Origin of the sequence: Bacillus taeanensis, assembly GCF_003318295.1 — a bacterium.
Lineage (GTDB): Bacteria > Bacillota > Bacilli > Bacillales > UBA6769 > Maribacillus > Maribacillus taeanensis.
In genome coordinates, this window is record NZ_QOCW01000007.1 from 19,458 (window position 1) to 43,801 (window position 24,344).

21 protein-coding genes are annotated in these 24,344 nt (G+C 36.8%); all 21 read left to right on the plus strand.

Annotated features, from left to right (window positions below; all coding sequences use genetic code 11):
• Positions 1-88: 88 nt before the first annotated feature.
• The 21 genes from DS031_RS08465 (at position 89) to DS031_RS08565 (ending at position 24,310) form a co-directional block, all read left to right on the plus strand.
• The gene (locus DS031_RS08465; protein WP_113805571.1) at positions 89-4,396 is read left to right on the plus strand and encodes a PolC-type DNA polymerase III; all 4,308 of its coding nucleotides are present in this window, start codon (positions 89-91) and stop codon (positions 4,394-4,396) included.
• A 193-nt stretch (positions 4,397-4,589) separates the two neighbouring features.
• The gene (gene rimP, locus DS031_RS08470; protein ID WP_113805573.1) at positions 4,590-5,060 is read left to right on the plus strand and encodes a ribosome maturation factor RimP; all 471 of its coding nucleotides are present in this window, start codon (positions 4,590-4,592) and stop codon (positions 5,058-5,060) included.
• Between the two features lie 18 nt (positions 5,061-5,078).
• Positions 5,079-6,197 carry a transcription termination factor NusA gene (gene nusA / locus DS031_RS08475; protein ID WP_113805575.1) on the plus strand — a complete coding sequence of 373 codons (1,119 nt, stop codon included), beginning with the start codon at positions 5,079-5,081 and terminating at the stop codon, positions 6,195-6,197.
• A gap of 20 nt (positions 6,198-6,217) precedes the next feature.
• Positions 6,218-6,508 (plus strand): RNase P modulator RnpM, encoded by a 291-nt coding sequence (gene rnpM / locus DS031_RS08480; protein WP_113805577.1) that lies wholly within the window; start codon positions 6,218-6,220, stop codon positions 6,506-6,508.
• Entirely contained in the window at positions 6,498-6,803 is a 306-nt protein-coding gene (locus DS031_RS08485; protein ID WP_113805579.1) for a YlxQ family RNA-binding protein, read from the plus strand. Before rnpM ends, DS031_RS08485 begins: the two co-directional genes overlap by 11 nt.
• A gap of 15 nt (positions 6,804-6,818) precedes the next feature.
• Positions 6,819-8,864, plus strand: a complete 2,046-nt coding sequence (gene infB, locus DS031_RS08490; protein WP_113805581.1) for a translation initiation factor IF-2 — start codon at positions 6,819-6,821, stop codon at positions 8,862-8,864.
• Positions 8,861-9,139, plus strand: coding sequence for a DUF503 domain-containing protein (locus tag DS031_RS08495; protein ID WP_113805583.1), 279 nt, complete (start codon positions 8,861-8,863; stop codon positions 9,137-9,139). The genes infB and DS031_RS08495 overlap by 4 nt, the downstream gene beginning before the upstream one ends.
• A gap of 39 nt (positions 9,140-9,178) precedes the next feature.
• Positions 9,179-9,535 (plus strand): 30S ribosome-binding factor RbfA, encoded by a 357-nt coding sequence (gene rbfA / locus DS031_RS08500; RefSeq protein WP_113805776.1) that lies wholly within the window; start codon positions 9,179-9,181, stop codon positions 9,533-9,535.
• Between the two features lie 211 nt (positions 9,536-9,746).
• Positions 9,747-10,655, plus strand: coding sequence for a tRNA pseudouridine(55) synthase TruB (truB, locus tag DS031_RS08505; RefSeq protein WP_113805777.1), 909 nt, complete (start codon positions 9,747-9,749; stop codon positions 10,653-10,655).
• A gap of 30 nt (positions 10,656-10,685) precedes the next feature.
• Positions 10,686-11,639 (plus strand): bifunctional riboflavin kinase/FAD synthetase, encoded by a 954-nt coding sequence (gene ribF, locus DS031_RS08510; RefSeq protein WP_113805585.1) that lies wholly within the window; start codon positions 10,686-10,688, stop codon positions 11,637-11,639.
• A 246-nt stretch (positions 11,640-11,885) separates the two neighbouring features.
• Positions 11,886-12,155 carry a 30S ribosomal protein S15 gene (gene rpsO, locus DS031_RS08515; protein WP_113805587.1) on the plus strand — a complete coding sequence of 90 codons (270 nt, stop codon included), beginning with the start codon at positions 11,886-11,888 and terminating at the stop codon, positions 12,153-12,155.
• A gap of 151 nt (positions 12,156-12,306) precedes the next feature.
• Positions 12,307-14,421: a polyribonucleotide nucleotidyltransferase gene (gene pnp, locus DS031_RS08520; protein ID WP_113805589.1), complete on the plus strand. Its 2,115-nt coding sequence runs from the start codon at positions 12,307-12,309 to the stop codon at positions 14,419-14,421.
• 245 nt (positions 14,422-14,666) lie between these two features.
• Positions 14,667-15,617, plus strand: a complete 951-nt coding sequence (locus DS031_RS08525) for a polysaccharide deacetylase family protein (protein WP_113805591.1) — start codon at positions 14,667-14,669, stop codon at positions 15,615-15,617.
• A gap of 96 nt (positions 15,618-15,713) precedes the next feature.
• The gene (locus DS031_RS08530; RefSeq protein ID WP_113805593.1) at positions 15,714-16,946 is read left to right on the plus strand and encodes a M16 family metallopeptidase; all 1,233 of its coding nucleotides are present in this window, start codon (positions 15,714-15,716) and stop codon (positions 16,944-16,946) included.
• A gap of 128 nt (positions 16,947-17,074) precedes the next feature.
• On the plus strand, positions 17,075-17,311 hold the full coding sequence (locus DS031_RS08535; RefSeq protein WP_113805594.1) for a YlmC/YmxH family sporulation protein: 237 nt from the start codon (positions 17,075-17,077) through the stop codon (positions 17,309-17,311).
• Positions 17,312-17,418: 107 nt separating this feature from the next.
• On the plus strand, positions 17,419-18,324 hold the full coding sequence (gene dpaA / locus DS031_RS08540; protein ID WP_113805596.1) for a dipicolinic acid synthetase subunit A: 906 nt from the start codon (positions 17,419-17,421) through the stop codon (positions 18,322-18,324).
• On the plus strand, positions 18,321-18,905 hold the full coding sequence (gene dpaB / locus DS031_RS08545) for a dipicolinate synthase subunit B (RefSeq protein WP_113805608.1): 585 nt from the start codon (positions 18,321-18,323) through the stop codon (positions 18,903-18,905). Before dpaA ends, dpaB begins: the two co-directional genes overlap by 4 nt.
• 244 nt (positions 18,906-19,149) lie before the next feature.
• The gene (asd, locus tag DS031_RS08550; RefSeq protein WP_113805610.1) at positions 19,150-20,199 is read left to right on the plus strand and encodes an aspartate-semialdehyde dehydrogenase; all 1,050 of its coding nucleotides are present in this window, start codon (positions 19,150-19,152) and stop codon (positions 20,197-20,199) included.
• A gap of 18 nt (positions 20,200-20,217) precedes the next feature.
• A complete protein-coding gene (gene dapG, locus DS031_RS08555) occupies positions 20,218-21,471 on the plus strand; it encodes an aspartate kinase (RefSeq protein WP_113805612.1) in 1,254 nt (417 codons plus the stop codon).
• A 136-nt stretch (positions 21,472-21,607) separates the two neighbouring features.
• Positions 21,608-22,495: a 4-hydroxy-tetrahydrodipicolinate synthase gene (dapA, locus tag DS031_RS08560; protein ID WP_113805614.1), complete on the plus strand. Its 888-nt coding sequence runs from the start codon at positions 21,608-21,610 to the stop codon at positions 22,493-22,495.
• A gap of 147 nt (positions 22,496-22,642) precedes the next feature.
• On the plus strand, positions 22,643-24,310 hold the full coding sequence (locus tag DS031_RS08565) for a ribonuclease J (protein ID WP_113805616.1): 1,668 nt from the start codon (positions 22,643-22,645) through the stop codon (positions 24,308-24,310).
• The last annotated feature ends 34 nt before the right edge of the window (positions 24,311-24,344 follow it).

Consider the following 24,344-nt stretch of genomic DNA (forward strand, 5'->3'; position numbering starts at 1 on the left):
GTCTGACCCTATGTTTTGGAGTCAGCCTCTTTTCCATTTCTATTGCTAATTATTACAATGCCATTCCTATAAATAAGGGGGAATGAAAATGGATCAAGACCGACAACTTCGTGAACAGCGTTTCCAACTGTTGCTTGAGCAAATTGCTTTTCCGAAAGAATTTGTGAACCAATATTTTAGTGGCGGGACCATTCAAAAACTTACCATTTCTAAAGAAAAAAGAAGCTGGCATTTTCAAATTGAACTGCCAAACGTTTTACCATTTGATGTGTATCAACATTTTACAAATCATCTTATTGGAGGTTTTAAACATATTGCTCAGGTATCTTTTTCAATTAATTGTTCAGCTGGGTACTTTAACGAAAAAGAAGTGCAAAGTTATTGGCAGTATTGTGTAGATAATCTTGCGGGTATTTCAACCTCACTTCAACAATTGTTAAAAGAACAAACACCCTCATTAAATGGAAATAAGCTTCAATTATATGTGCGCAATGATACAGAGGCAGTTATTTTTAAACGGAAAGTAGAGGAAAAGCTTAATTTTTGCTACAGGAAGTTTGGATTTCCGCAGTTTTCGTTTGAAGTAGAGGTAAAAGAACAAAAAGAAAAGTATGAACAATTTATTGAGCAGAAGAAAAAAGAAGATGAATTAAAAAGTCGCGAAGCACTAATTGAAAAAGCAAAAGCTGCAACAAGTGGAAATAGCACAGGTCCTCAAGCAAATGAGTCCCTTGTAATCGGCTATAAAATCCAAGATGACCCAGTGCCAATTGAAACAATTGAAGATGAAGAACGCCGAATTACGGTTCAAGGGTATGTATTTGATGTAGAAACACGAGAACTTCGCAGTGGTCGTACACTTCTTACATTTAAAATAACAGACTATACCGATTCTATTTTAATTAAAATGTTTTCACGCGATAAGGATGATGTTGGACAGCTTCAAGCTCTTTCAAAAGGAATGTGGGTAAAAGTTCGCGGCGGAATTCAGAATGATACATTTGTTCGAGACCTTGTCATGATTGCAAATGATGTTAATCAAATTGAACCAAGTTCGCGGCGCGATAAAGCTGAAGAAGGGAAAAAGCGTGTTGAGCTGCACCTCCATACCCCAATGAGCCAAATGGATGCCGTCACATCAGCTGGTCGTCTTGTTGAACAAGCAAGTAAATGGGGACATAAAGCAATTGCAATTACAGATCATGCTGTTGCTCAGTCATTTCCTGAAGCTTATTCTGCTGGAAGAAAAAATAATATTAAAGTGCTATTTGGGATTGAAGCTAATCTAGTGGATGATGGTGTGCCGATTGCATACAATGATGACCATCGCGATTTGAAAGAAGAAACTTATATTGTATTTGACGTTGAAACAACTGGACTGTCTGCTGTGTACAATAAAATTATTGAATTAGCGGCTGTTAAAGTTAAAGCTGGGGAAATTATTGAACGCTTTGAACGGTTTGCCAATCCTCATGAATCTTTGTCTACAACTATTATGGAATTAACAGGTATTACAGACGATATGCTCGTTGATGCACCAGAAATTGATGTTGTATTAAAAGAATTTCAACAGTTTATGGGCGATGATACATTAGTCGCTCACAATGCAAGTTTTGATATGGGGTTTATTAATGCCGGCTTTCGTAAAGTGGGACTTGGTGAAGCAAAAAATCCAGTTATTGATACACTCGAATTAGCGAGATTTTTATATCCAGAAATGAAAAACCATCGTTTAAATACACTGTGTAAGAAGTTTGATATTGAATTAACACAGCACCACCGCGCCATTTATGATACAGAAGCAACCGGCTATTTACTTACGAAGCTTTTAAAGGAAGTAAACGAACGTGATATTCATTATCATGATGAATTAAATAATTATATGGGACAAAGCGGCTTTCAGAAAACAAGACCTTTTCACTGCATTTTACTGGCGCAAAATCAAACAGGTTTAAAAAATTTATACAAGCTTGTTTCGTTAGCGCATCTTGAATACTTTTATCGTAACCCACGAATTCCCCGCTCTAAATTAGAGAAATTTCGAGAAGGTATTATTGTTGGCTCTGCTTGTGATAAAGGGGAAGTGTTTGAAGCGATGATGCAAAAAACACCTGAAGAAGCAGAAGAGGTGGCAAAGTTTTATGATTATTTAGAAGTGCAGCCTCCGTCTAATTACTATCATTTAATTGAAAAAGAGTTAGTGCGTGATGAGTTAGCACTAAGAGAGATTACGACAAATATTATTAACTTAGGGGAAAAATTAAATAAACCTGTCGTTGCAACAGGAAATGTTCATTATTTAAATCCTGAAGATTATGTTTATCGACAAATATTAATTGCCTCTCAAGGGGGAGCCAATCCTTTAAATAAACAAACATTACCGCAAGTTCACTTTAGGACAACAGATGAGATGCTGGAATGTTTTTCATTTTTAGATGATGAAACAGCAGAAAAAATCGTTGTGACGAATCCCCAATATATTGCAGACATGATTGATGAAGTGAAGCCAATTCCAGATGATTTGTATACACCAAAAATTGAAGGTGCAGATGATGAAATTCGCCAAATGAGCTACAGCATGGCGAGAAGAATTTATGGTGAGGATCTTCCTGAAATTGTAGAAGCGCGTATTGAAAAAGAACTAAAAAGTATTATTGGTCACGGGTTTGCCGTTATTTATTTAATTTCTCATAAGCTCGTAAAAAAATCTCTTGATGATGGCTATCTTGTAGGATCACGTGGATCAGTCGGATCATCCTTTGTGGCAACAATGACAGAAATTACAGAAGTAAATCCACTGCCGCCGCATTATGTTTGTCCAAACTGTAAGCATTCGCATTTCTTTAATGATGGCTCTGTCGGCTCGGGTTTTGATTTACCTGATAAAGATTGTCCAGAATGCGGCACAGCTTATAAAAAAGATGGCCATGATATCCCGTTTGAAACGTTCTTAGGATTTAAAGGAGACAAGGTGCCCGATATCGATTTGAACTTCTCCGGAGAGTATCAGCCTCGTGCTCATAACTATACGAAGGAACTTTTCGGTGAAGATTATGTGTATCGTGCGGGTACAATTGGAACGGTTGCTGAGAAGACTGCTTACGGATATGTAAAAAATTATGCAGCTGAAAACAATCTTCACTACCGAGGGGCTGAAGTGGATCGGTTAGTCGGCGGCTGTACAGGAGTTAAGCGTACAACAGGTCAGCACCCCGGAGGCATTATTGTTGTTCCTGATTATATGGATATCTATGATTTTTGTCCAATTCAGTTTCCTGCTGATGATAAAACTTCTGAGTGGAAGACAACACATTTTGATTTTCATTCCATTCATGATAATTTATTAAAGCTTGATATTCTTGGCCACGATGATCCGACCGTCATCCGGATGCTCCAAGATTTAAGTGGTATTGATCCGAAAACTATTCCAACAGATGACGGGGAAGTTATGAAAATCTTTCAAGGGCCGGCATCGCTTGGTGTAACAGAAGAGCAAATATTATGTAAAACAGGAACACTAGGGATTCCAGAGTTTGGCACGCGTTTTGTGCGTCAAATGCTTGAAGAAACAAAACCGAGTACGTTTTCGGAACTTGTCCAGATTTCAGGGTTATCACACGGAACAGATGTATGGCTAAACAATGCCAATGAACTGATTTACAGCGGTACATGTGAATTAAAAGATGTAATCGGTTGTCGTGATGATATTATGGTTTATTTAATTTATAAAGGATTAGAACCATCGCTTGCCTTTAAAATCATGGAGTTTGTTCGTAAAGGGAAAGGGCTCCAGGAAGAATGGATTGACGAAATGAGAAATCATGATGTGCCGGATTGGTATATTGACTCTTGTCTAAAGATAAAATATATGTTCCCGAAGGCGCACGCTGCAGCCTATGTATTAATGGCAGTTCGTATTGCGTATTTTAAAGTGCATCATCCGATTCTTTTCTATGCTGCTTATTTTACAGTAAGGGCCGATGACTTTGATATTGAGGCAATGGTGAAAGGCTCAAGTGCTGTTCGAGCAAAGATTGAAGAGATTAATGCCAAGGGACTTGATGCTTCACCAAAAGAAAAAAGTTTGCTCACTGTTTTAGAATTAGCATTAGAAATGTGTGAGCGGGGAATGGCTTTCCAAAAGATCGATCTTTATCGTTCCCATGCCACAGAGTTTATCGTAGAAGATAACACGCTAATTCCGCCGTTTAATTCCTTAGCGGGAGTTGGGACAAATGCGGCCATTAATATTATGAAAGCAAGAGAAGCAGGAGAGTTTTTATCAAAAGAAGATCTTCAACAGCGCAGTAAGATAACAAAGTCGGTGTTAGAAAATCTTGATGAGCATGGCTGCTTACAAGGTTTACCTGACCAAAACCAGTTGTCCCTGTTCTAGTTCAATGTTGAAAAGGGAATAGGGTTATGATATAGTGATTATGGAAATACTATCTAATACGGTGAAGCGAAGAGTGGGGAATACCCACTCTTTCATTTTCGCCTAAAAAAGAAAGTTCGTGCAGTTCACTTATCATAACAGGATTTATTTCTTTAATTTATAAACATACATAGATAGAAGGGAGGAAACCGATATGGCAAAAAAGGTGTCAGAAATTACTGAAGAGCTTGTAATGCCAATAATAGAAAATATGAATTTAGAGTTAGTAGATATTGAATATGTAAAAGAAGGTAAGAATTGGTTCCTTCGTGTTTATATTGATTCAGAAAAAGGAATTGATATTGATGACTGTGGTAAAGTGAGTGAACTGCTAAGTGAAAAATTAGATGAACATGATCCAATTTCTCAGCCTTATTTCCTAGAAGTTTCTTCGCCAGGAGCGGAACGCCCATTAAAGAAAGAGAAAGATTTTGAACGCTCAATAGGTAAAAATGTTCATATTAAAACATATGAGCCAATTGATGGTGAAAAAGTATTTGAAGGAAAGCTTCTTTCATTTGACGGTGAAATAGTAACGATTGAAATCACAATAAAAACAAGAAAAAAACAAGTAATCATTCCATATAAAAAGGTTGCAAGTGCAAGACTTGCAGTTGTTTTCTAATTAAAGGGGAGAAGAATGATGAATAGTGAGTTATTAGAAGCACTAGAAGTCCTTGAAAAAGAAAAAGGAATCAGCAAGGATGTGTTAGTAGAAGCCATTGAAGCAGCGTTAATCTCTGCTTACAAACGTAATTTCCATCAAGCGCAAAATGTTCGTATCGACTTTAATCAAGGTACTGGGACAATTCGAGTTTTTGCTCGTAAAACAGTAGTTGAGACTGTTGAGGACGATCGTTTAGAAATTTCAATAGAAGAAGCAAAAAACATGAGTCCATATTATGAGCTTGAGGACATTATTGAAATAGAAGTAACGCCGAAAAATTTTGGCCGTATTGCTGCTCAAACAGCGAAGCAGGTCGTAACGCAGCGTGTGCGTGAAGCAGAACGAGGCATTATTTATGCTGAATATATTGACCGTGAAGAAGACATTATGACGGGGATTGTTCAAAGACAAGACCACCGTTTTATTTATGTGAACTTAGGGCGTGTTGAAGCATTGCTTCCTGCAGCAGAACAAATGCCAAATGAGACATATCATACAAATGACCGAATTAAAGTGTATTTGACAAAAGTTGAAAAAACAACAAAGGGACCGCAAATAATGGTATCCCGTACACACCCAGGGTTATTAAAGCGTTTGTTTGAATTAGAAGTTCCTGAAATTTATGATGGAACTGTTGAAGTAAAATCAATTGCACGCGAAGCAGGAGATCGTTCAAAAATTTCTGTGTATGCAGAAGATCCTGAAGTTGATCCTGTTGGTTCTTGTGTGGGCCAAAAAGGACAACGTGTTCAAGCGATTGTTAATGAGTTAAAAGGTGAAAAAATTGATATTGTTCAGTGGTCAGAAGATCCAGTGGAATATGTAGCAAATGCGCTTAGTCCATCGAAGGTATTGCAAGTTGACGTAAATGAAGAAGAAAAAATGACAAGGGTCATCGTCCCAGATTATCAGTTATCACTTGCGATTGGTAAACGAGGTCAAAATGCTCGCTTAGCAGCAAAGTTAACAGGCTGGAAAATTGATATTAAAAGTCAATCAGAAGCAGAAGAGCTTGGATTATATGACGGCAGTCAAGCAGCATTAGAAGAAAGTGATGCTGCACATTTACCGAGTGAAGAAGCATTAGAAGATTAATACCGAAAGAGGTGTTAATGATGAAAAATAAGAAAAAAATACCGCTTCGCAAATGCGTTGTCAGTCAAGAAATGCGTCCTAAAAAAGAACTTTTTCGAATTGTCCGAACACCTGAAGGAGAAGTTTCTTTAGATCCAACAGGAAAAAAATCAGGACGCGGTGCTTATGTAGCAAAGAATGAAGAAGTGATTCAATTAGCGAAGAAACGAAATACCTTAAACAAGCATCTTAATGTTGAAGTTGATGCATTAATTTATGAAGAAATGCTAAAACAGTTAGCAAGGGAGAAATTAAAATCGAATGACGCTTGATAAAAGTTTGCAGCTGTTAGGGCTTGCAGCTCGAGCCCGAAAACTTATTACAGGTGAAGAGCTTGTATTAAAAGAAGTGCGGAATAAGAAGGCAAAGCTTGTATTGCTTGCAGGAGATGCCTCATTAAATACCAAAAAAAAAATAACAGACAAGTGCTCTTATTATCATGTACCATTAGTAGAAGTCTCAGATCGTTATCAGTTAGGTCATGCGGTTGGAAAAGAGCAGAGAGTAATAATTGCTGTTATAGATGAAGGGTTTGCAAAAAAAATAATAGCAAACTTTGGCCAATAACTCGGGGGTGAATGTATGAGTAAAATGCGTATATATGAATATGCAAAACAACATAATGTAACAAGTAAAGAGATTATTGAAAAATTAGCAGAGATGGATGTGCAGGTAACTAATCATATGTCGGTGATTGATGATAAGATGGTTGCACAATTAGATAATGCTTTTGGTGTTTCGGACAATCAGGAAGAGGGAAATCATTCAAAAGGAAACAAGAAAAGCGCTTCTAAAAATGCAAAGAATAAAAATAATAAAAATCAACGTTCTCAGCATAACCAAAATCAACAAAAAACAAACCAAAATTTATCGGCGCCAAGCAAAATTACATTCTCTGGTACATTAACAGTCGGTGATTTAGCGAAGAAACTTGGAAAAGAGCCTTCGGAAATCATTAAAAAGTTAATGTTTCTTGGTGTCATGGCAACAATTAACCAAGAACTTGAAGCAGAATCAATTGAATTAATTGCTGAAGATTATGGAGTAGAAGTTGAAGAAGAAAAAATCGTTGATAAAACAGAATTTGAAGCATACGAAGTGGAAGATGATGAGGAAAGCTTACAAGAACGTCCTCCAGTTGTAACGATTATGGGACACGTTGACCATGGTAAAACAACATTGCTTGATTCCATTCGTCAAACAAAAGTAACAGCCAGTGAAGCAGGCGGCATCACTCAGCATATTGGTGCTTATCAAATTGAAGAAAAGGGTAAAAAGATTACGTTCCTTGATACACCTGGACATGCGGCTTTTACAACAATGCGTGCGCGTGGAGCAAAAGTAACAGATATTACAATTCTTGTTGTTGCTGCAGATGATGGAGTAATGCCGCAAACGGTTGAAGCAATTAACCATGCAAAAGCAGCGAATGTTCCAATTATTGTGGCAGTGAATAAAATGGATAAAGAGGCAGCAAACCCTGACCGCGTGATGCAGGAATTAACAGAGCATCAACTAGTTCCTGAAGCATGGGGCGGCGATACGATTTTTGTTCCTGTTTCTGCATTAAAAGGTGACGGTATTGATGAACTGTTAGAGATGATCTTGCTTGTGTCTGAAGTCGCTGAATTAAAAGCGAATCCAAATCGTGCTGCAGCCGGAACAGTGATTGAAGCACAATTAGATAAAGGACGCGGACCTGTTGCAACTTTACTTGTACAGTCTGGAACATTACGCGTGCAGGATCCAATTGTTGTTGGAAATACATTCGGTCGTGTGCGTGCTATGGTAAATGAACTTGGCAGGCGTGTAAAAGAAGCTGGCCCTTCTACACCAGTAGAAATTACTGGCCTAAACGATGTACCGCAAGCTGGCGATCAGTTCATGGTATTCGAAGACGAGAAAAAAGCTCGACAAGTTGGAGAGGCACGTGCTGAAAAGCAAAAAGTTGCTGAGCGAAAAGAAACAGCAAAAGTTAGTCTTGATGAACTTTTCCAACAAATTCAAGAAGGCGAAGTAAAAGAAGTAAATGTTATTATTAAAGCCGATGTACAGGGTTCTGCAGAAGCGTTAGCTGGCTCACTTCGTAAAATTGATGTTGAAGGGGTAAAAGTAAACATTATTCATACAGGTGTTGGAGCAATCGCTGAATCGGATATTATTTTAGCTTCAGCTTCTAATGCCATTGTAATTGGATTTAACGTTCGTCCTGATAACAATGTAAAACGAACAGCAGAAGCAGAAAATGTTGATGTTCGTCTTCACCGTATCATCTACAATGTAATTGATGAAATTGAATCAGCAATGAAGGGAATGCTTGACCCTGAATTTGAAGAAAAAGTGATTGGTCAAGTGGATGTTCGTGAAATTTTCAAAGTATCCAAAGTGGGTACAATTGCAGGGTGTTATGTTACAGAAGGAAGCATTACGCGTGAAGCGGGTATTCGCTTAGTTCGTGATGGCGTTGTTATTTATGAAGGCGAAGTTGATACATTAAAACGATTTAAAGATGATGTAAAAGAAGTAAAAGCAGGATATGAATGTGGTATTACATTGCAGAAATTTAATGATATTAAAGAAGGCGATGTAATGGAAGCATATGTAATGGAAGAGATTAAGAGAAAATGATTGGTTTCGTTCGTTGTCAATGTTTGATTTATAATGCTTCTTCATTAAAGGAGAAAAGAGCCGTATTAAAATCGGTCATTGTACGTATTAGACAGCGATACAATGTTTCGGTTTCAGAACTTGATTTTCATGATCTTTGGCAGCGAACTGAAATCGGCATTGTAACAATTTCTAAGGACAAGTTCAAAGCAGAACAAGAACTTGCACTTGCGCTGAAAATCATTGATGGCAATCCTGAAATAGAGCGAGCAGAAACCACTTACGAATGGCTTTAGTTTAAAAGTCAATCTATTGCTAGAAAGTGAGGAACAATGATGAGTACACGCGCTAATCGTGTTGCTGAACAAATGAAAAAAGAACTTGGCGATATTATCGGTCGAAAGTTAAAAGACCCGCGTGTTGGTTTTGTTACCGTAACAGGCGTGGAAGTAACGGGTGATTTGCAGCAATCGAAAATTTATATTACTGTTCTTGGGGACGAGGAAAAGAAGCATCAGACCCTTCAAGCATTGGAAAAAGCAAAGGGGTTTATCCGAACAGAAATTGGTCGTCGAATTCGTCTTCGTAAAACACCGGAAATACAATTTACACTTGATCAATCGATTGAATATGGAAGTCGAATTGAAAAGTTGATTTCAGAATTAAACGAAAACGATAATTTTGACCGTTAATCAACAAACACTTAATTGTATATGTTATAAGAGAAATTGTACGTAAGAAATTAAAGAAGGTGTTCTGTAAAGGATAGACAAATCATCAACTTGTCTATCCTTTACATATTTTATAATGGATAAATTTGTAATATTGAAAATATAAGGGTGGTAAATGCCAGCTGCACTATTTTTAATAAACAAATGAGGTGGTTAAATGGAAATGAAAAATATTGAAGGAATTTTACCATTACATAAGCCTGCAGGAATGACTTCTCATGATTGTGTCGGGAAGATGAGGAGAATTTTGAAATTAAAAAGAATTGGACATACAGGAACACTTGACCCGAGCGTAACAGGTGTATTACCATTATGTATCGGTCGTGCTACTAAAGTAGCTCAATATATGTCTGACTATTCGAAAACCTATGAAGCTGAAGTTACACTCGGTACAGCAACCACGACAGAAGATGCTGATGGAGATGTAATTGAGAAAAAGGAACTTAATAGAGTGATTCATCTAGATGAACTAAAAAACGTGTTACAATCAATGAGTGGGACGATTGAACAGATTCCTCCTATGTATTCTGCTGTAAAAGTAAACGGAAAACGATTATATGAATATGCATTTGAAGGCAAGGAAGTAGAGCGTCCAAAGCGCCAAGTTACAATTTATGAAATGACGTTATTAACAGATGCTCCGCTTACATTGCAAAATCCATCTTTTCGTATTCGTGTTACGTGTTCCAAAGGTACATACATTCGAACACTAGCGGTAGATATCGGTGAAAAGCTTGGCTTTCCAGCTCATATGTCTTCCCTTATTCGTACAAAATCTGGTCCATTTTCATTAGAGGAATCATTAACCTTTGAAGAGATTGAAAATGCTGTAGAAGCAGGTACATTTTCTGAGCATCTCTTTCCAACTAATTATGCAGTCCAGCATTTTGAAAAGCTTGTTGTCTCTGATGAACAGGCTGTTAAAATATTAAATGGTGCAGTATTACCTTTACCTAAATTATTGGATGCATTACGTTTTTCTGTATATAATCAAAGTAATGAACTGTTAGCGATCTATCAACCACATCCAACAAAAGTGGGATTAATGAAACCCGAAAAAGTATTCAACGCTAATGAATAATAAGAATCGAAGAGTTAGAAGGTGGAATCCGTGAAAACGGTCTATTTGAATTATCCGCAAACAATGAACAAAGGCACATTAAATGATTGTGTAATGGCCCTAGGTTATTTTGATGGCATACATCTTGGTCATCAAAAAGTAATTAATACGGCAAAAAATATTGCTGATAAAGAAAAGTTAGAAACTGCAGTAATGACGTTTGATCCTCCTCCGGCAGTTGTACTTGGTCATAAGCCAAAAATGTCTTATATAACGCCTATTTCTGAAAAAGAAAAATTAATTCGAGAATTAGGAGTCGACACTTTATATATTGTTCGTTTTACTCTTTCTTTTGCAAATTTAACTCCGCAGCAGTTCATTGATGATTATATTATCGGCTTAAGTGCAAAACATGTTGTAGCAGGATTTGATTATACGTATGGACGTCTTGGAAAAGGAACGATGGAAACCATTTCTTTTCACTCAAGAGGTCAGTTTGATCATACAATCGTTCACAAAGTAGAAGAGGAAAATATTAAAATTAGTTCGACTCTTATTCGTGAATGTATTCAAAAAGGCGAAGTAGAGGTTTTACCAAACTATTTAGGCCGCTTTTACTATGTTAAAGGAATTGTTTCTGATGGTGAAAAACGCGGAAGAACGATTGGATTTCCAACGGCAAACATTACACTTTCCGAAGATTACTTAATTCCTAAACTAGGTGTTTATGCCGTGAAAATGACAGTTGGCAACCATACTTATACCGGAGTATGTAATGTGGGATTTAAACCAACCTTTCATAACGAAAAGCCAGAATTTCCTACAATTGAAGTGCATTTATTTCATTTTGATCAAAATATTTACAAGGAAAGAGTAGCTGTGGAATGGCATAAGCGCCTCCGTGATGAAAAGAAATTTTCCTCAGTGGAGCAGTTAGTTGCTCAAATTGGAGCGGACAAAGAACAAGCTCTCCATTATTTTTCTATGAATAAAGAAGATAAATAAGCGGTTAATAGGGGTATGGTATGAAAATGAGTATCTATCATAACAGTGTTAAAATAATCTAATGACGGATAGGGAAAATAAATCAAGTTTTTCTCCTAAAAGTTTTATGAAATCCTTGCAATTCTATTTAAAAACCTGTATCCTAGAATTTGTACGATTCAAATTGTACAAAACCTTTGCTTGGCAATTCGACTCACCAACGGTTGCGAGGTAATAGGGGATTTTTAATTAAGGGAGGTGAATCGGATGGCAATCAGTCAAGAGCGTAAAAACCAACTGATCGAAGAGTACAAAACACATGAGAACGATACTGGATCTCCAGAAGTTCAAATTGCTGTCCTTACTGAGCAAATCAATACTCTAAATGAGCATTTACGTACGCACAAAAAAGACCACCATTCTCGTCGAGGATTATTAAAAATGGTTGGTAAGCGTCGTAACCTTTTAACTTACTTACGTAATAAAGACGTTACACGTTATCGTGAACTTATTCAAAAACTTGGTCTACGTCGATAATTACAACAAAAAGCGGGATGATTCCCGCTTTTTTGTTAGCAAAAAAATAATGCGATCTTTTTTATGAATAAAGAAGATAGGGTATAATGGTTATATATTGTAGAATGATAAAAATAACTGACTTTTAATCATGAGAGGAGTACTCATAGAAATGGATCAAGAAAAGCAAGAATATTCCATAGAATGGGCCGGTCGAACCTTGACTGTAGAAATTGGTAAATTAGCGAAGCAGGCAAATGGAGCTGCATTTATTCGCTATGGAGATACCGTTGTTTTATCAACAGTTGTGGCTTCAAAAGAGCCAAAAGATCTCCCTTTTTTCCCGTTAACTGTAAACTATGAAGAGCGTTTATATGCGGTAGGGAAAATTCCAGGTGGATTTATTAAACGTGAGGGCCGTCCAAGTGAAAAAGCGATTTTAGCAAGCCGTCTTATTGATCGCCCAATTCGTCCGTTGTTTGCTGATGGATTTAGAAATGAAGTTCAAGTTGTCAGCACAGTGATGAGCGTTGATCAAGATTGTTCATCTGAATTTGCAGCGATGTTTGGTTCATCCTTGGCGCTATCTATTTCTGATATTCCATTTGAAGGACCAATTGCTGGTGTTATTGTTGGAAGAGTAGATGGCAAATTTATTATTAATCCAACAGTAGAACAACAAGAAAATAGTGATATTGAGTTAACGGTTGCTGGGACAAAAGATGCGGTCAATATGGTTGAAGCTGGAGCAAATGAAGTGCCGGAAGAAGATATGCTTGAAGCAATTATGTTCGGTCATGATGCAATTAAGCGCTTGATTGAATTCCAAGAGAAAATTGTTGCAGAAGTAGGCAAAGAAAAAATGGAAGTAACGCTTCGATTAATTGATACAGAACTTGAAGCGAATGTGCGTGAGCTTTTTGAATCGGAAATTAAAGAAGCTGTTAAAGTTGTTGAAAAACAAGCTCGTCAAGCTGCATTAGATGCTGTTACTGAAAAAGCAGAAGCATATTATGAAGAAAAAGATCCAGACCTTGTAGGCGAGGCTAAAGAAGTTTTACATAAAGTTATTAAAGAAGAAGTTCGCCGCCTTATTCTAGAAGATAAAGTTCGTCCAGACGGTCGTCAGATTGATGAAATTCGTCCCCTTGCATCTGAGGTTAGTATTTTACCTCGTACGCATGGATCTGGTTTATTTACGAGAGGACAAACGCAAGCACTTAGCATTTGTACATTAGGAGCATTAGGAGATGTGCAAATTCTTGATGGACTTGGTACAGAAGAGTCAAAACGTTTTATGCACCACTATAATTTTCCTTCATTTAGTGTAGGGGAAGCGAGACCTATGCGTGGACCAGGTCGACGTGAAATCGGTCATGGTGCACTTGGAGAGCGTGCTCTTGAAAAGGTAATGCCGTCTGAAAAAGATTTTCCTTATACAGTTCGTCTTGTGTCAGAAGTACTTGAATCAAATGGTTCCACTTCACAAGCAAGTATTTGTGCAAGTACACTTGCAATGATGGATGCAGGTGTTCCAATTAAAGCGCCTGTAGCCGGGATTGCAATGGGATTAGTAAAGGAAGCTGACAAAGTAACCGTACTAACTGATATTCAAGGTATGGAAGATGCACTTGGAGATATGGATTTTAAAGTGGCAGGGACAGAAACAGGTGTAACCGCGCTGCAAATGGATATAAAAATTTCAGGAATTGATCGCAATATTTTAGAGCAAGCATTAAGCCAAGCAAAACGCGGGCGTATGCAAATTTTAAACAATATGTTAGATGCAATTGCAGTACCGCGCAAACAGTTATCAACATATGCTCCTAAAATTTTAACAATGACGATTAAGCCTGAGAAAATCCGCGATGTTATTGGACCAAGCGGAAAAATGATTAATAAAATTATTGAAGATACAGGCGTTAAGATTGACATTGAACAAGATGGGACGATTTTTATTGCTTCAAGTGATCAAGAAATGAATGAAAAAGCTAAGAAAACGATTGAAGATCTTGTTCGTGAAGTAGAAATCGGTACAACGTATTTAGGTAAAGTAAAACGTATTGAAAAATTTGGAGCTTTTGTTGAACTATTTAGCGGTAAGGAAGGACTTGTCCATATTTCTGAACTAGCAGAAGAACGTGTAAACAAAGTAGAAGATGTTATTAAATTAGGCGACCAAATTTTTGTTAAAGTAAAAGAAATTGATAAGCAAGGTCGAATCAATCTTTCCAGAAAAGCTGTTTTAAAAGAACAGCAGGAAAAGGAAGAACAAAATAAAGCATAAATGGCCACTAGTATGAATCTTATATAACGTATAAACAAGAAGGAGCTGGAGTTTACCGGCTCTTTTTATATATATAGATTGACCTTGAGCATTTGACACTGAAAGATAAGCGTATTGAGTTTGACTTATTCGTGCAAAAAAACTAATTTGCATGCTTTCAACGAATGTAAAAAGATTCTACTTTCCAAAGTTCTAGCTTGTCTTCTTTGCACATATTTTGTAGTAGCAAAGGAGGCATCATAAACATGAAGATTTTTATGCAGTTGTGTATTTTTAGCTTAATATTAGTGTTTTCGTTTCGCTTTTTGGAAAATCCATATACATCTGAATATTTATTGTATTTAAAGCAAGATGCAATTACAGCTTCTAAAGTAACTGATTCGCTTTATGAAGAAATAAAAGAGAAAGCCTCACAGTATGAAGAAGCACCTCAAAATGCTGTGATTGATCGTGTTTGGAAAGCAATTCCCGGTTATAATGGTTTAAAAGTAGATATTGAAGCATCCTATAAAAAAATGAAAGATCTGAAAGAATTTAATGAAAAAAAACTGGTGTTTAAAGAAGTTAAGCCGGAAATTACTTTAAATGACCTAAAACCAGCTCCTATTTATAAAGGGAATCCTAAAAAAAGAATGGTAACGCTTCAAGTAAATGTGGCATGGGGAAATGAATATTTGCCGCAAATTCTAAAAACAATGCGTAAGTATGATGTAAAAGCAACCTTTTTCTTGGATGGCTCATGGGTAAAGAAAAATCCAAGTTTAGCTAAAATGATTGTTGAAGAAGGACATGAGATTGGCAACCATGCTTATACACATCCGGATTTAAACAAACTTTCTCAAGGGAAGGTACGAGAAGAGCTGCTAAAAACAAATCAAGTGATTGAGGCTGCAATTGATCAAAAACCAAAATGGTTCGCACCTCCAAGCGGCAGTTATAATCAACAAGTTGTTGAGATTGCAGATAATTTAAATATGAAAACTGTATTATGGTCTGTTGATACGGTTGATTGGATGAAACCAAACCCTGAAGAAATGGCTTATCGAGTTCTTCAGAAGGTTCATCCTGGTGCCATGATTTTAATGCATCCAACCGCTCAAACAGCTCAAGCGATTGAACGCATTATTATCGGTATAAAAGAAAAAGGCTATCAAATTGGGATTTTATCAGAATTATTAAATGAGAAGCGAATTTAAATATTAATTTTATAAAATTTGAGTGTTTTATTTGAAAATGATATAGTGTTTGGTGGATAATGAAGGTTAATCATAATTGATTTAGGAGGAAAAAGTTTGATCACGAAGTATACATGTGCAAATGGTGTGAGGATTGTGCTAGAACCTATTCCGACAGTTCGATCTGTTGCAATAGGTGTATGGGTAGGCACGGGCTCACGATATGAAACGGAAGAGAATAATGGGATTTCCCACTTTTTAGAACATATGTTTTTTAAAGGGACGAAAACACGTTCTGCAAGAGAAATTGCAGAATCATTTGATCGAATTGGCGGACAGGTAAATGCCTTTACGTCAAAGGAATATACGTGTTATTACGCAAAAGTATTAGATGAGCATGCTGATTATGCGTTAGATGTATTAGCGGATATGTTTTTTAACTCTATTTTTGATGAAGAAGAATTAAAGAAAGAAAAAAATGTGGTGTATGAAGAAATTAAAATGTATGAAGATACACCAGACGATATTGTTCATGACTTGTTAAGTCAAGCAGCATATGGAGATCATGCTCTTGCTTATCCGATTTTAGGGACAGAAAAGACACTCGGAACGTTTACTAGTGAAACGCTAAGAAACTACATTAATCAGTATTATACACCTGATAATATTGTGATTTCAATTGCTGGAAATGTTAGTGAAGAGTTCATTAATTCGGTTCAATCTTACTTTGGTTCTTATGAAACGAATCATCAAAAACCAGAAGTTCAAGCCCCTTCGTTTCTCGATAAACACTTTGCAAGAAAAAAAGATACAGAACAGGCTCATCTTTGTATTGGGTTTCCAGGGCTTCCATTTGGCGATAAAAAAGTATATGCGTTAACTATTTTAAACAGCATTCTAGGAGGAAGTATGAGCAGTCGTCTGTTCCAAGAAGTTCGGGAAGAGCGCGGTCTTGCTTATTCGGTTTTTTCTTATCATTCCTCTTATCAAGATAATGGTTTATTAACAGTTTATGGAGGTACTGGCCAATCTCAATTAAACGAATTGTATGAAACAATAATGACTACTGTTCAAACATTAAAGCAAGACGGTATTACTCAAAAGGAACTTGAAAATTGTAAAGAACAGTTAAAGGGCAATTTGATGTTAAGCTTAGAAAGTACAAACAGCCGGATGAGTCGAAATGGTAAGAATGAATTAATGTTGAGAAGACATCGTTCATTAGATGACATTATTGATAGTGTAAATGGTGTTACAATAAACGATGTGAATAATCTAGCTGGAGATATTTTTACGTCTAACCATTCCATTTCTTTAATAAATGCGACAGGTGAACTGCCTAAATCATAATAAAAAAGCTTGCTTATTAAGCAAGCTTTTTTATTATGATTTTTTCATATTTTAATGAAAAACTGATTATCTTGTTAGAAGAAACTTCATTTATTAAGAGGGCTTACAAATGAAAGGGAGAGAACATAATGAGAATAAGTGAACTAAGTGGAAAAGAAATTATTCATCTAGAGACTGGAAAACGATTAGGAGTAGTAGGACATACTGACTTATTATTTAATGAAGAAACAGGGGAAGTGGAATCCTTAATTATTCCCCATGGATCAATTGTTTCCTGGGGAAAAGGAAAAAAAGAGACAATTATTGATTGGAAAGACATTGAAACAATTGGGCAGGATATGATTCTCATTCACGCACAAAAATAGCAAAAGTGTTTAATCGGTATTCATGCACCAACTGGGCATCACACACATAATATGTTGGAGAAATCGATACTCCCCCAAACATTTAAAAGAATGAAAGGGGATGAACGATGTTAACTAATCTGCATATTGCTGTTATTGGCGGAGATGCCCGACAATTAGAGGTTATAAGAAAACTGTCAGAAATGGATGCAGTCGTTTCACTTGTAGGATTTGAACAGCTCGATCATGGATTTACTGGAGCAAAGAAAAAACATTATGATGAATTAAATTTTAATGAAATGGATGCAATTGTCCTTCCAGTAAGTGGAACAAATCCAAGCGGTCAAGTAGATACAGTGTTCTCCAATGAATCGATTACATTAACAGAAGAGGCATTAAAGCAAACACCGCCGCATTGCACTATTTATTCTGGGATTAGCAATGATTATTTAGAACAAATTACTAAAAAAGCAAAACGAACTTTAGTAAAGCTGTTTGAACGAGATGATGTTGCCATATATAATTCTATTCCGACTGTGGAAGGAACAATTATGATGGTTATTCAACATACAGATATTACAATACATGGTTCTAATGTAATGGTCTTAGGTTTAGGAAGAGTAGGTATGTCTGTTGCTCGTGTGTTTCATGCGCTTGGTGCGAAAGTGAAAGTTGGGGCTCGCAAACCTGAGCATATTGCGAGAATAACAGAAATGGGCTTCATACCTTTTCAACTTTACCAATTAAAAGACCACGTTGCTAATACTGATGTTTGCATTAATACAATTCCTGCATTAGTAATTGATGCAAGTGTTATAGCAAAAATGCCCTCCCATGCATTAATTGTAGATCTTGCATCAAAACCAGGGGGTACCGATTTTCGCTATGCGGAAAAAAGAGGAATAAAAGCTTTGCTGGCTCCGGGTCTTCCCGGGATTGTTGCTCCGAAAACGGCTGGCAAAATTATTGCAAATGTACTTTCGCAACTATTAATGAATGATTTAGCTGCGCGAAAGGAGAAGAATGGATCATGAAATTAACTGGAAAACACATTGGTTTTGGGTTAACTGGATCCCATTGTACGTATGATGTTGTTGTACCACAAATTCAAGGATTGATAGATGAGGGCGCAAATGTTTCAGTCTTTGTCACTCATACTGTCAAACATACGACAACACGTTTTGGAGATGGAAGAGACTGGATAAAGAAAGTGGAAGAAATTACAGGAAATGAAGTCATTGATTCTATTGTTAAGGCAGAACCATTTGGTCCTAAAACACCCCTTGATTGTATGGTGATAGCTCCATTAACAGGGAATTCAGTCAGTAAATTTGCAAATGCAATGACAGATTCTCCTGTATTAATGGCTGCAAAAGCAACGCTGCGTAATTTAAGTCCCGTTGTATTAGGTATTTCCACAAATGATGGTCTGGGATTAAATGGAATAAATATTATGCGCTTAATGTCTACTAAACATATTTATTTCATTCCATTTGGGCAGGATGCTCCGTTTAAGAAGCCGAACTCTCTTGTAGCCGATATGAACTATTTAATTCCAACTGTTTCATCGGCCATTGAAGGAAAGCAGCTGCAGCCTGTATTAGTTGAAAGATAAAATCCGTTTGTAAATTATTTCCTTTCAATTAAAAAAGAATAATTTCATCTTTATTTACAAAAAGATTATGATAAAATATAGGTTAATATAACAGGAGAAACCAATTTGTTTCTCCTTATCTCATACTTTCAGAAAATTAAATGTAGTCAAATGATGAAAGTATAAGAAAAACAACTTTTTCATGCTTGATCGAATGAATTATTCATAATATGTCTTGGCTAGGATAAGGGGAGGAATAATAATTATGGAAAATCAAACAGGATTACATGTAGCAGTAGTAGGAGCAACAGGTGCAGTAGGGCAGCAAATGGTGAAGACACTTGAGGAACGAAACTTTCCGGTTGGAAAATTAACACTGTTATCTTCAAAGCGTTCTGCAGGTACAGTGGTAACTTTTAATGGGGAAGAAGTAACGGTGCAGGAAGCAACACCGGAATCATTTGAAGGTGTACAGTTAGCCTTATTTAGTGCGGGCGGTTCTATTTCGAAACAATTAGCACCTGAAGCAGTAAAAAGAGGTGCAATTGTTGTTGATAATACAAGTGCGTATCGTATGGATCCAAATGTGCCGCTTGTTGTACCTGAAGTAAATGAAAAAGACTTACATGAGCATCAAGGCATTATTGCAAATCCAAACTGTTCAACAATTCAAATGGTTGCAGCACTAGAGCCGATCCGTGAAGCGTTAGGTCTTACAAAAGTAGTGGTTTCAACATACCAAGCTGTCTCAGGAGCAGGAGCAAAAGCAATTAATGAAATGAAAGAACAATCAAAAGCGATTCTTGAAGGTAAGGAATTTACACCTGAGGTTCTTCCGGTAAGTGGAGATGAAAAGCATTATCAAATTGCGTTTAACGCGATTCCGCAAATTGATAAATTTGAAGAAAACGGTTATACATTTGAAGAAATGAAAATGATTAACGAAACGAAAAAAATTATGGGCATGCCTAACCTTGAAGTTGCGGCAACATGTGTTCGTTTGCCGGTTGAAACAGGACATTCGGAGTCCGTTTATATTGAGGTAGAAAAAAGCGGGACTTCTGTCGAAGAAATAAAAGAATTATTAGTAAATGCTCCGGGGATTGTATTAGAAGATAATCCAAGTGAGCAAATTTATCCAATGCCTGCACACGCAGTAGGGAAAAAAGAAGTATTTGTTGGACGCATTCGTAAAGATCTTGATCGGGAAAATGCTTTTCATTTATGGGTCGTATCTGATAACTTATTAAAAGGAGCAGCTTGGAACTCTGTACAAATTTCCGAGAGCTTATTAAAACTAGGTATTTTGAAATAGATTAAAGAAGGTGTTTTCATGAAAGTTATCGTCCAAAAATTTGGCGGTACTTCATTACAAAATGAAGAAGGACGAAACCGTGCGGGTGAACATATTCAAGCGGCACTAAGTGAAGGTTATAAAGTGGTTGTCGTTGTATCGGCAATGGGGCGAAAAGGTGACCCGTATGCAACAGATACTTTACTCAGCATGGTGGATGGCCCTAAAACAAAGATTAGTGCTCGGGAACAAGATATGCTGATGTCTTGTGGAGAAATCATTTCTTCCATTGTAATGACAAATTTATTGAAAAGCAGAAATTTAAAAGCAGTGGCCATGACAGGAGGCCAAGCTGGTTTTCGAACAAATGAAGACCATTTAAATGCTCGTATTGTTGATATGAAATGCGAAAAGCTTATCCGTGCTTTAGAAGAAGTAGATGTCGTGGTTGTTGCCGGATTTCAAGGGACATCGGCAGCAAATGAAATTACCACATTAGGTCGCGGCGGCAGTGATACTTCTGCAGCTGCCCTCGGTGCGGCATTAAATGCGGAATGGATTGATATTTTTACAGATGTAGATGGGATTATGACAGCAGATCCACGTATTGTTGAGGAAGCCCGCCCTCTGGCTGTTGTTACCTATACCGAAGTATGCAATATGGCTTATCAAGGTGCTAAGGTTATTCATCCGCGCGCAGTTGAAATCGCCATGCAGGCAAAAGTGCCAATTCGTATTCGTTCTACGTATACTGATTCAGTAGGTACACTCGTTACATCTATGATAAAAGAAAACAAAGGGCAAGATGTTCAAGACCGTGTTATCACAGGAATTGCCAATGTTTCGAATGTGACTCAGATTAAGGTTCTGCAAAAAGAAGGACTTCATGATCTTCAAGCTAAAGTATTTAAAGCAATGGCACAGCATCAAATAAGCGTGGATTTTATTAATATTAATCCTCGTGGTGTTGTTTATACTGTTTTAGATGATATGGCAGACAAAGCAGTGAGTATTTTAAAAGAGATGGGCTATACTCCTGAAGTTGTTAAGCACTGTGCAAAAGTTTCGGCTGTTGGCGCAGGAATGACCGGTGTACCAGGAGTTACTGCAAAAATTGTTTCCTCCCTAACAGAAAAGGGAATTCAAATTTTGCAGTCGGCAGATTCTCATACAACAATCTGGGTTTTAGTAAAACAAGAAGATCTAGTCGCAGCTGTTAATGCGCTTCACCGTGCTTTTCAGCTTGAAAAAGAAGGCAATCATATTTCTTCACCATTAGAGAAGGAAAATTAAAAGCTAAGGCTGTTACGAATAAGTGTGGATTTAAAAGAAAAGGGATTCTCATCAACTAACAAATGGTTGTTAAGAGTCCCTTTCATAATAGCCGTGTTTGCTATTTTCCTTGCTAATTTTAAGGGGTTGGATTTTTATGAATTTTGGTCAACTTTTAACAGCGATGGTTACACCTTTTACTCCAAGTGGAAAAATTGACTTTGATCAAACAACAGCATTGGTAAAATACCTTATTGATCAAGGTACAGATGGACTCGTTGTTGCAGGTACAACAGGGGAGTCTCCGATATTAACATCAGATGAAAAGCTTTCACTTTTTCGTCATGTTGTAAAAATTGCAGACAGTAAGATTCCTGTAATTGCAGGAACAGGTTCAAATAATACAAGAGCAACAATAGAATTTACAAAAAAGGCTGAATCAACAGGTGTTGATGCTGTTATGGTTGTCGCACCGTATTATAATAAGCCAAATCAAAAAGGGTTGTATGAACATTTTAAAGCGGTTGCCGAGGCAACATCACTACCAGTAATGGTTTATAATATTCCTGGTCGCTCTGTCATTAATATGACTGCTGAAACAATAATTGAGCTTTCCAAAATCAATAATATTGTTTCTGTAAAAGAAGCAAGCGGTAATCTTGATCAGATGAGTATAATTATTGAAAATACAGATTCTAACTTTAGTTTGTACAGTGGAGATGACGGCTTAACTCTTCCTGTATTAGCGATTGGAGGAAATGGCGTTATTTCGGTAGCTTCTCATATTATTGGAAGTGAAATGAAAGAAATGATTCAGCTTTATCAAGAAGGTAATGTGGAAAAAGCAGGAGTCCTTCATCGTCAATTACTTCCAGTTATGCGTGAACTGTTTAAGGCGCCAAGTCCGGCTCCTGTCAAAGCTGCGCTTCGTCATAAGGGAATTGATACAGGAAGTGTACAACTGCCATTGGTACCGCTAACTGCTGAAGAGGATCATTCTCTTGTTCAGTGTATAAACAGTATAAGATTAAATACAAAAAACTAACCAACTGCTGGTTAGTTTTTTTATTTTTAGAAAGTTATCTTGTCTAACGTTTCCAGTATAAGTTATAATAGGTTCAAGTGATTAGTACGGGTTCTGCATTATTTAATTTTTTGTTACTTGATAATTGAATATAGGAGGAATTCGAAATTGTTAAACCAAAATTCAGAAAAAATTAAAGTTTTCGCCTTGGGCGGTGTAGGCGAAATCGGCAAAAATATGTATGTAGTAGAAGTAGATGAAAATATTTTTGTGGTCGATGCTGGGCTGATGTTTCCAGATGATGAGATGCTTGGCATTGATCTTGTTATTCCGGATATCACTTACTTAGTGGAAAATCATGAGCGTGTAAAAGGAATCTTTTTAACACATGGACATGAGGACCATATTGGAGGATTACCATATGTGTTAAAAAGGCTCCATGTTCCCGTTTATGGTACAAAATTAACACTAGCTCTTGTTGAGTTAAAATTAAAAGAGGCCGGTATTTTACAATCCTCCGATCTTCGGTTAATAGATGAAAATTCCAAAATTAGAATGGGAAATACGAATGTAACATTTTTTCGTACTAATCATAGCATCCCAGATTCTGTTGGAATTTGTTTTCATACTACCCAAGGGGCTATTGTACATACAGGAGATTTTAAATTTGATCAAACACCTGTTGATGGAAAACAAGCAGAGATTGGTAAAATAGCCGCAGTAGGTGAAAAAGGAGTACTTTGTTTGCTTTCTGATAGTACAAATGCGGAGCGCCCTGGAACAACAGGATCAGAACTATTAGTCGGTCAGCAAATTTCAGACGTTTTTAATCGTGCTGAAGGTCGAATTATTGTTGCGTCTTTTGCTTCTAATGTGCACCGTATTCAGCAAGTATTTGATGCAGCGCATGGAAATAACCGCAAAATTGCTATTGTGGGCCGAAGTATGGTTAATGTTGTCAGCATTGCTATTCGATTAGGTTATTTAAATATTGATGAAGAAAATATTATTGATATTAATGATATTAGTCATTATCCTGATCATAAGGTGGCAATATTAACAACAGGAAGTCAAGGAGAGCCTATGGCCGCATTATCGCGTATGGCACAAGGTGCCCATCGTCAGGTTACAATTAAACCAGCAGACACGGTAATTATTGCAGCTTCTCCTATTCCGGGAAATGAAAAATCTGTAGCGAAAACAGTTGATTTGCTGTTTCGAACTGGTGCGGAAGTTGTTTATGGCGAACGAAAAGTGCATGTTTCAGGACATGCTAGTCAAGAAGAATTAAAATTAATGATCAACCTTATAAAACCTAAATTCTTTTTACCAATTCATGGAGAATTTCGTATGCAGAAGGCTCATAGTGATCTTGCTCATGCTTGCGGCGTGCAGAAAAACAATACGTTTATTATTGAAAAAGGTGAAGTCGTTGAGTTTGTAAACCGTCAAGCGCGTAAAATTGGAAAAGTTCCTTCTGGCCAGGTGCTTATTGATGGTTTAGGTGTTGGAGATGTTGGAAATATTGTGTTAAGAGATCGAAAATTATTATCACAAGATGGTATTTTAATTGTTGTGGTAACAATTAATAAACAAAAAAATGCAATTTTATCGGGACCTGAAATTATTTCTCGAGGTTTTGTTTATGTACGAGAATCGGAAGCGCTTTTAAAAGAAGCAAATCGAAATGTGGATGCGGTTTTAAGAAGATGTATGGCAGAAAATATTAATGAATGGTCTGTATTAAAATCAAGTGTAAGGGATTCTTTAAGTTCTTTCTTATACGATAAAACAAAGCGACGTCCTATGATTATGCCAATTATTATGGAAGCATAAAAAAGGTTGACTCTCTAGAGAGTCAACCTTTTTT

Coding starts and splice junctions, on each gene's coding strand:
- rpsO (WP_113805587.1), top strand. CDS start 11,886: ATGGCAATCAGTCAAGAGCGTAAAAACCAACTGATCGAAGAGTACAAA.
- pnp (WP_113805589.1), top strand. CDS start 12,307: ATGGATCAAGAAAAGCAAGAATATTCCATAGAATGGGCCGGTCGAACC.
- dapG (WP_113805612.1), top strand. CDS start 20,218: ATGAAAGTTATCGTCCAAAAATTTGGCGGTACTTCATTACAAAATGAA.
- dpaA (WP_113805596.1), top strand. CDS start 17,419: ATGTTAACTAATCTGCATATTGCTGTTATTGGCGGAGATGCCCGACAA.
- rimP (WP_113805573.1), top strand. CDS start 4,590: ATGGCAAAAAAGGTGTCAGAAATTACTGAAGAGCTTGTAATGCCAATA.
- DS031_RS08525 (WP_113805591.1), top strand. CDS start 14,667: ATGAAGATTTTTATGCAGTTGTGTATTTTTAGCTTAATATTAGTGTTT.
- asd (WP_113805610.1), top strand. CDS start 19,150: ATGGAAAATCAAACAGGATTACATGTAGCAGTAGTAGGAGCAACAGGT.
- DS031_RS08485 (WP_113805579.1), top strand. CDS start 6,498: ATGACGCTTGATAAAAGTTTGCAGCTGTTAGGGCTTGCAGCTCGAGCC.
- rnpM (WP_113805577.1), top strand. CDS start 6,218: ATGAAAAATAAGAAAAAAATACCGCTTCGCAAATGCGTTGTCAGTCAA.
- DS031_RS08495 (WP_113805583.1), top strand. CDS start 8,861: ATGATTGGTTTCGTTCGTTGTCAATGTTTGATTTATAATGCTTCTTCA.
- nusA (WP_113805575.1), top strand. CDS start 5,079: ATGAATAGTGAGTTATTAGAAGCACTAGAAGTCCTTGAAAAAGAAAAA.
- infB (WP_113805581.1), top strand. CDS start 6,819: ATGAGTAAAATGCGTATATATGAATATGCAAAACAACATAATGTAACA.
- rbfA (WP_113805776.1), top strand. CDS start 9,179: ATGAGTACACGCGCTAATCGTGTTGCTGAACAAATGAAAAAAGAACTT.
- DS031_RS08465 (WP_113805571.1), top strand. CDS start 89: ATGGATCAAGACCGACAACTTCGTGAACAGCGTTTCCAACTGTTGCTT.
- dpaB (WP_113805608.1), top strand. CDS start 18,321: ATGAAATTAACTGGAAAACACATTGGTTTTGGGTTAACTGGATCCCAT.
- dapA (WP_113805614.1), top strand. CDS start 21,608: ATGAATTTTGGTCAACTTTTAACAGCGATGGTTACACCTTTTACTCCA.
- DS031_RS08535 (WP_113805594.1), top strand. CDS start 17,075: ATGAGAATAAGTGAACTAAGTGGAAAAGAAATTATTCATCTAGAGACT.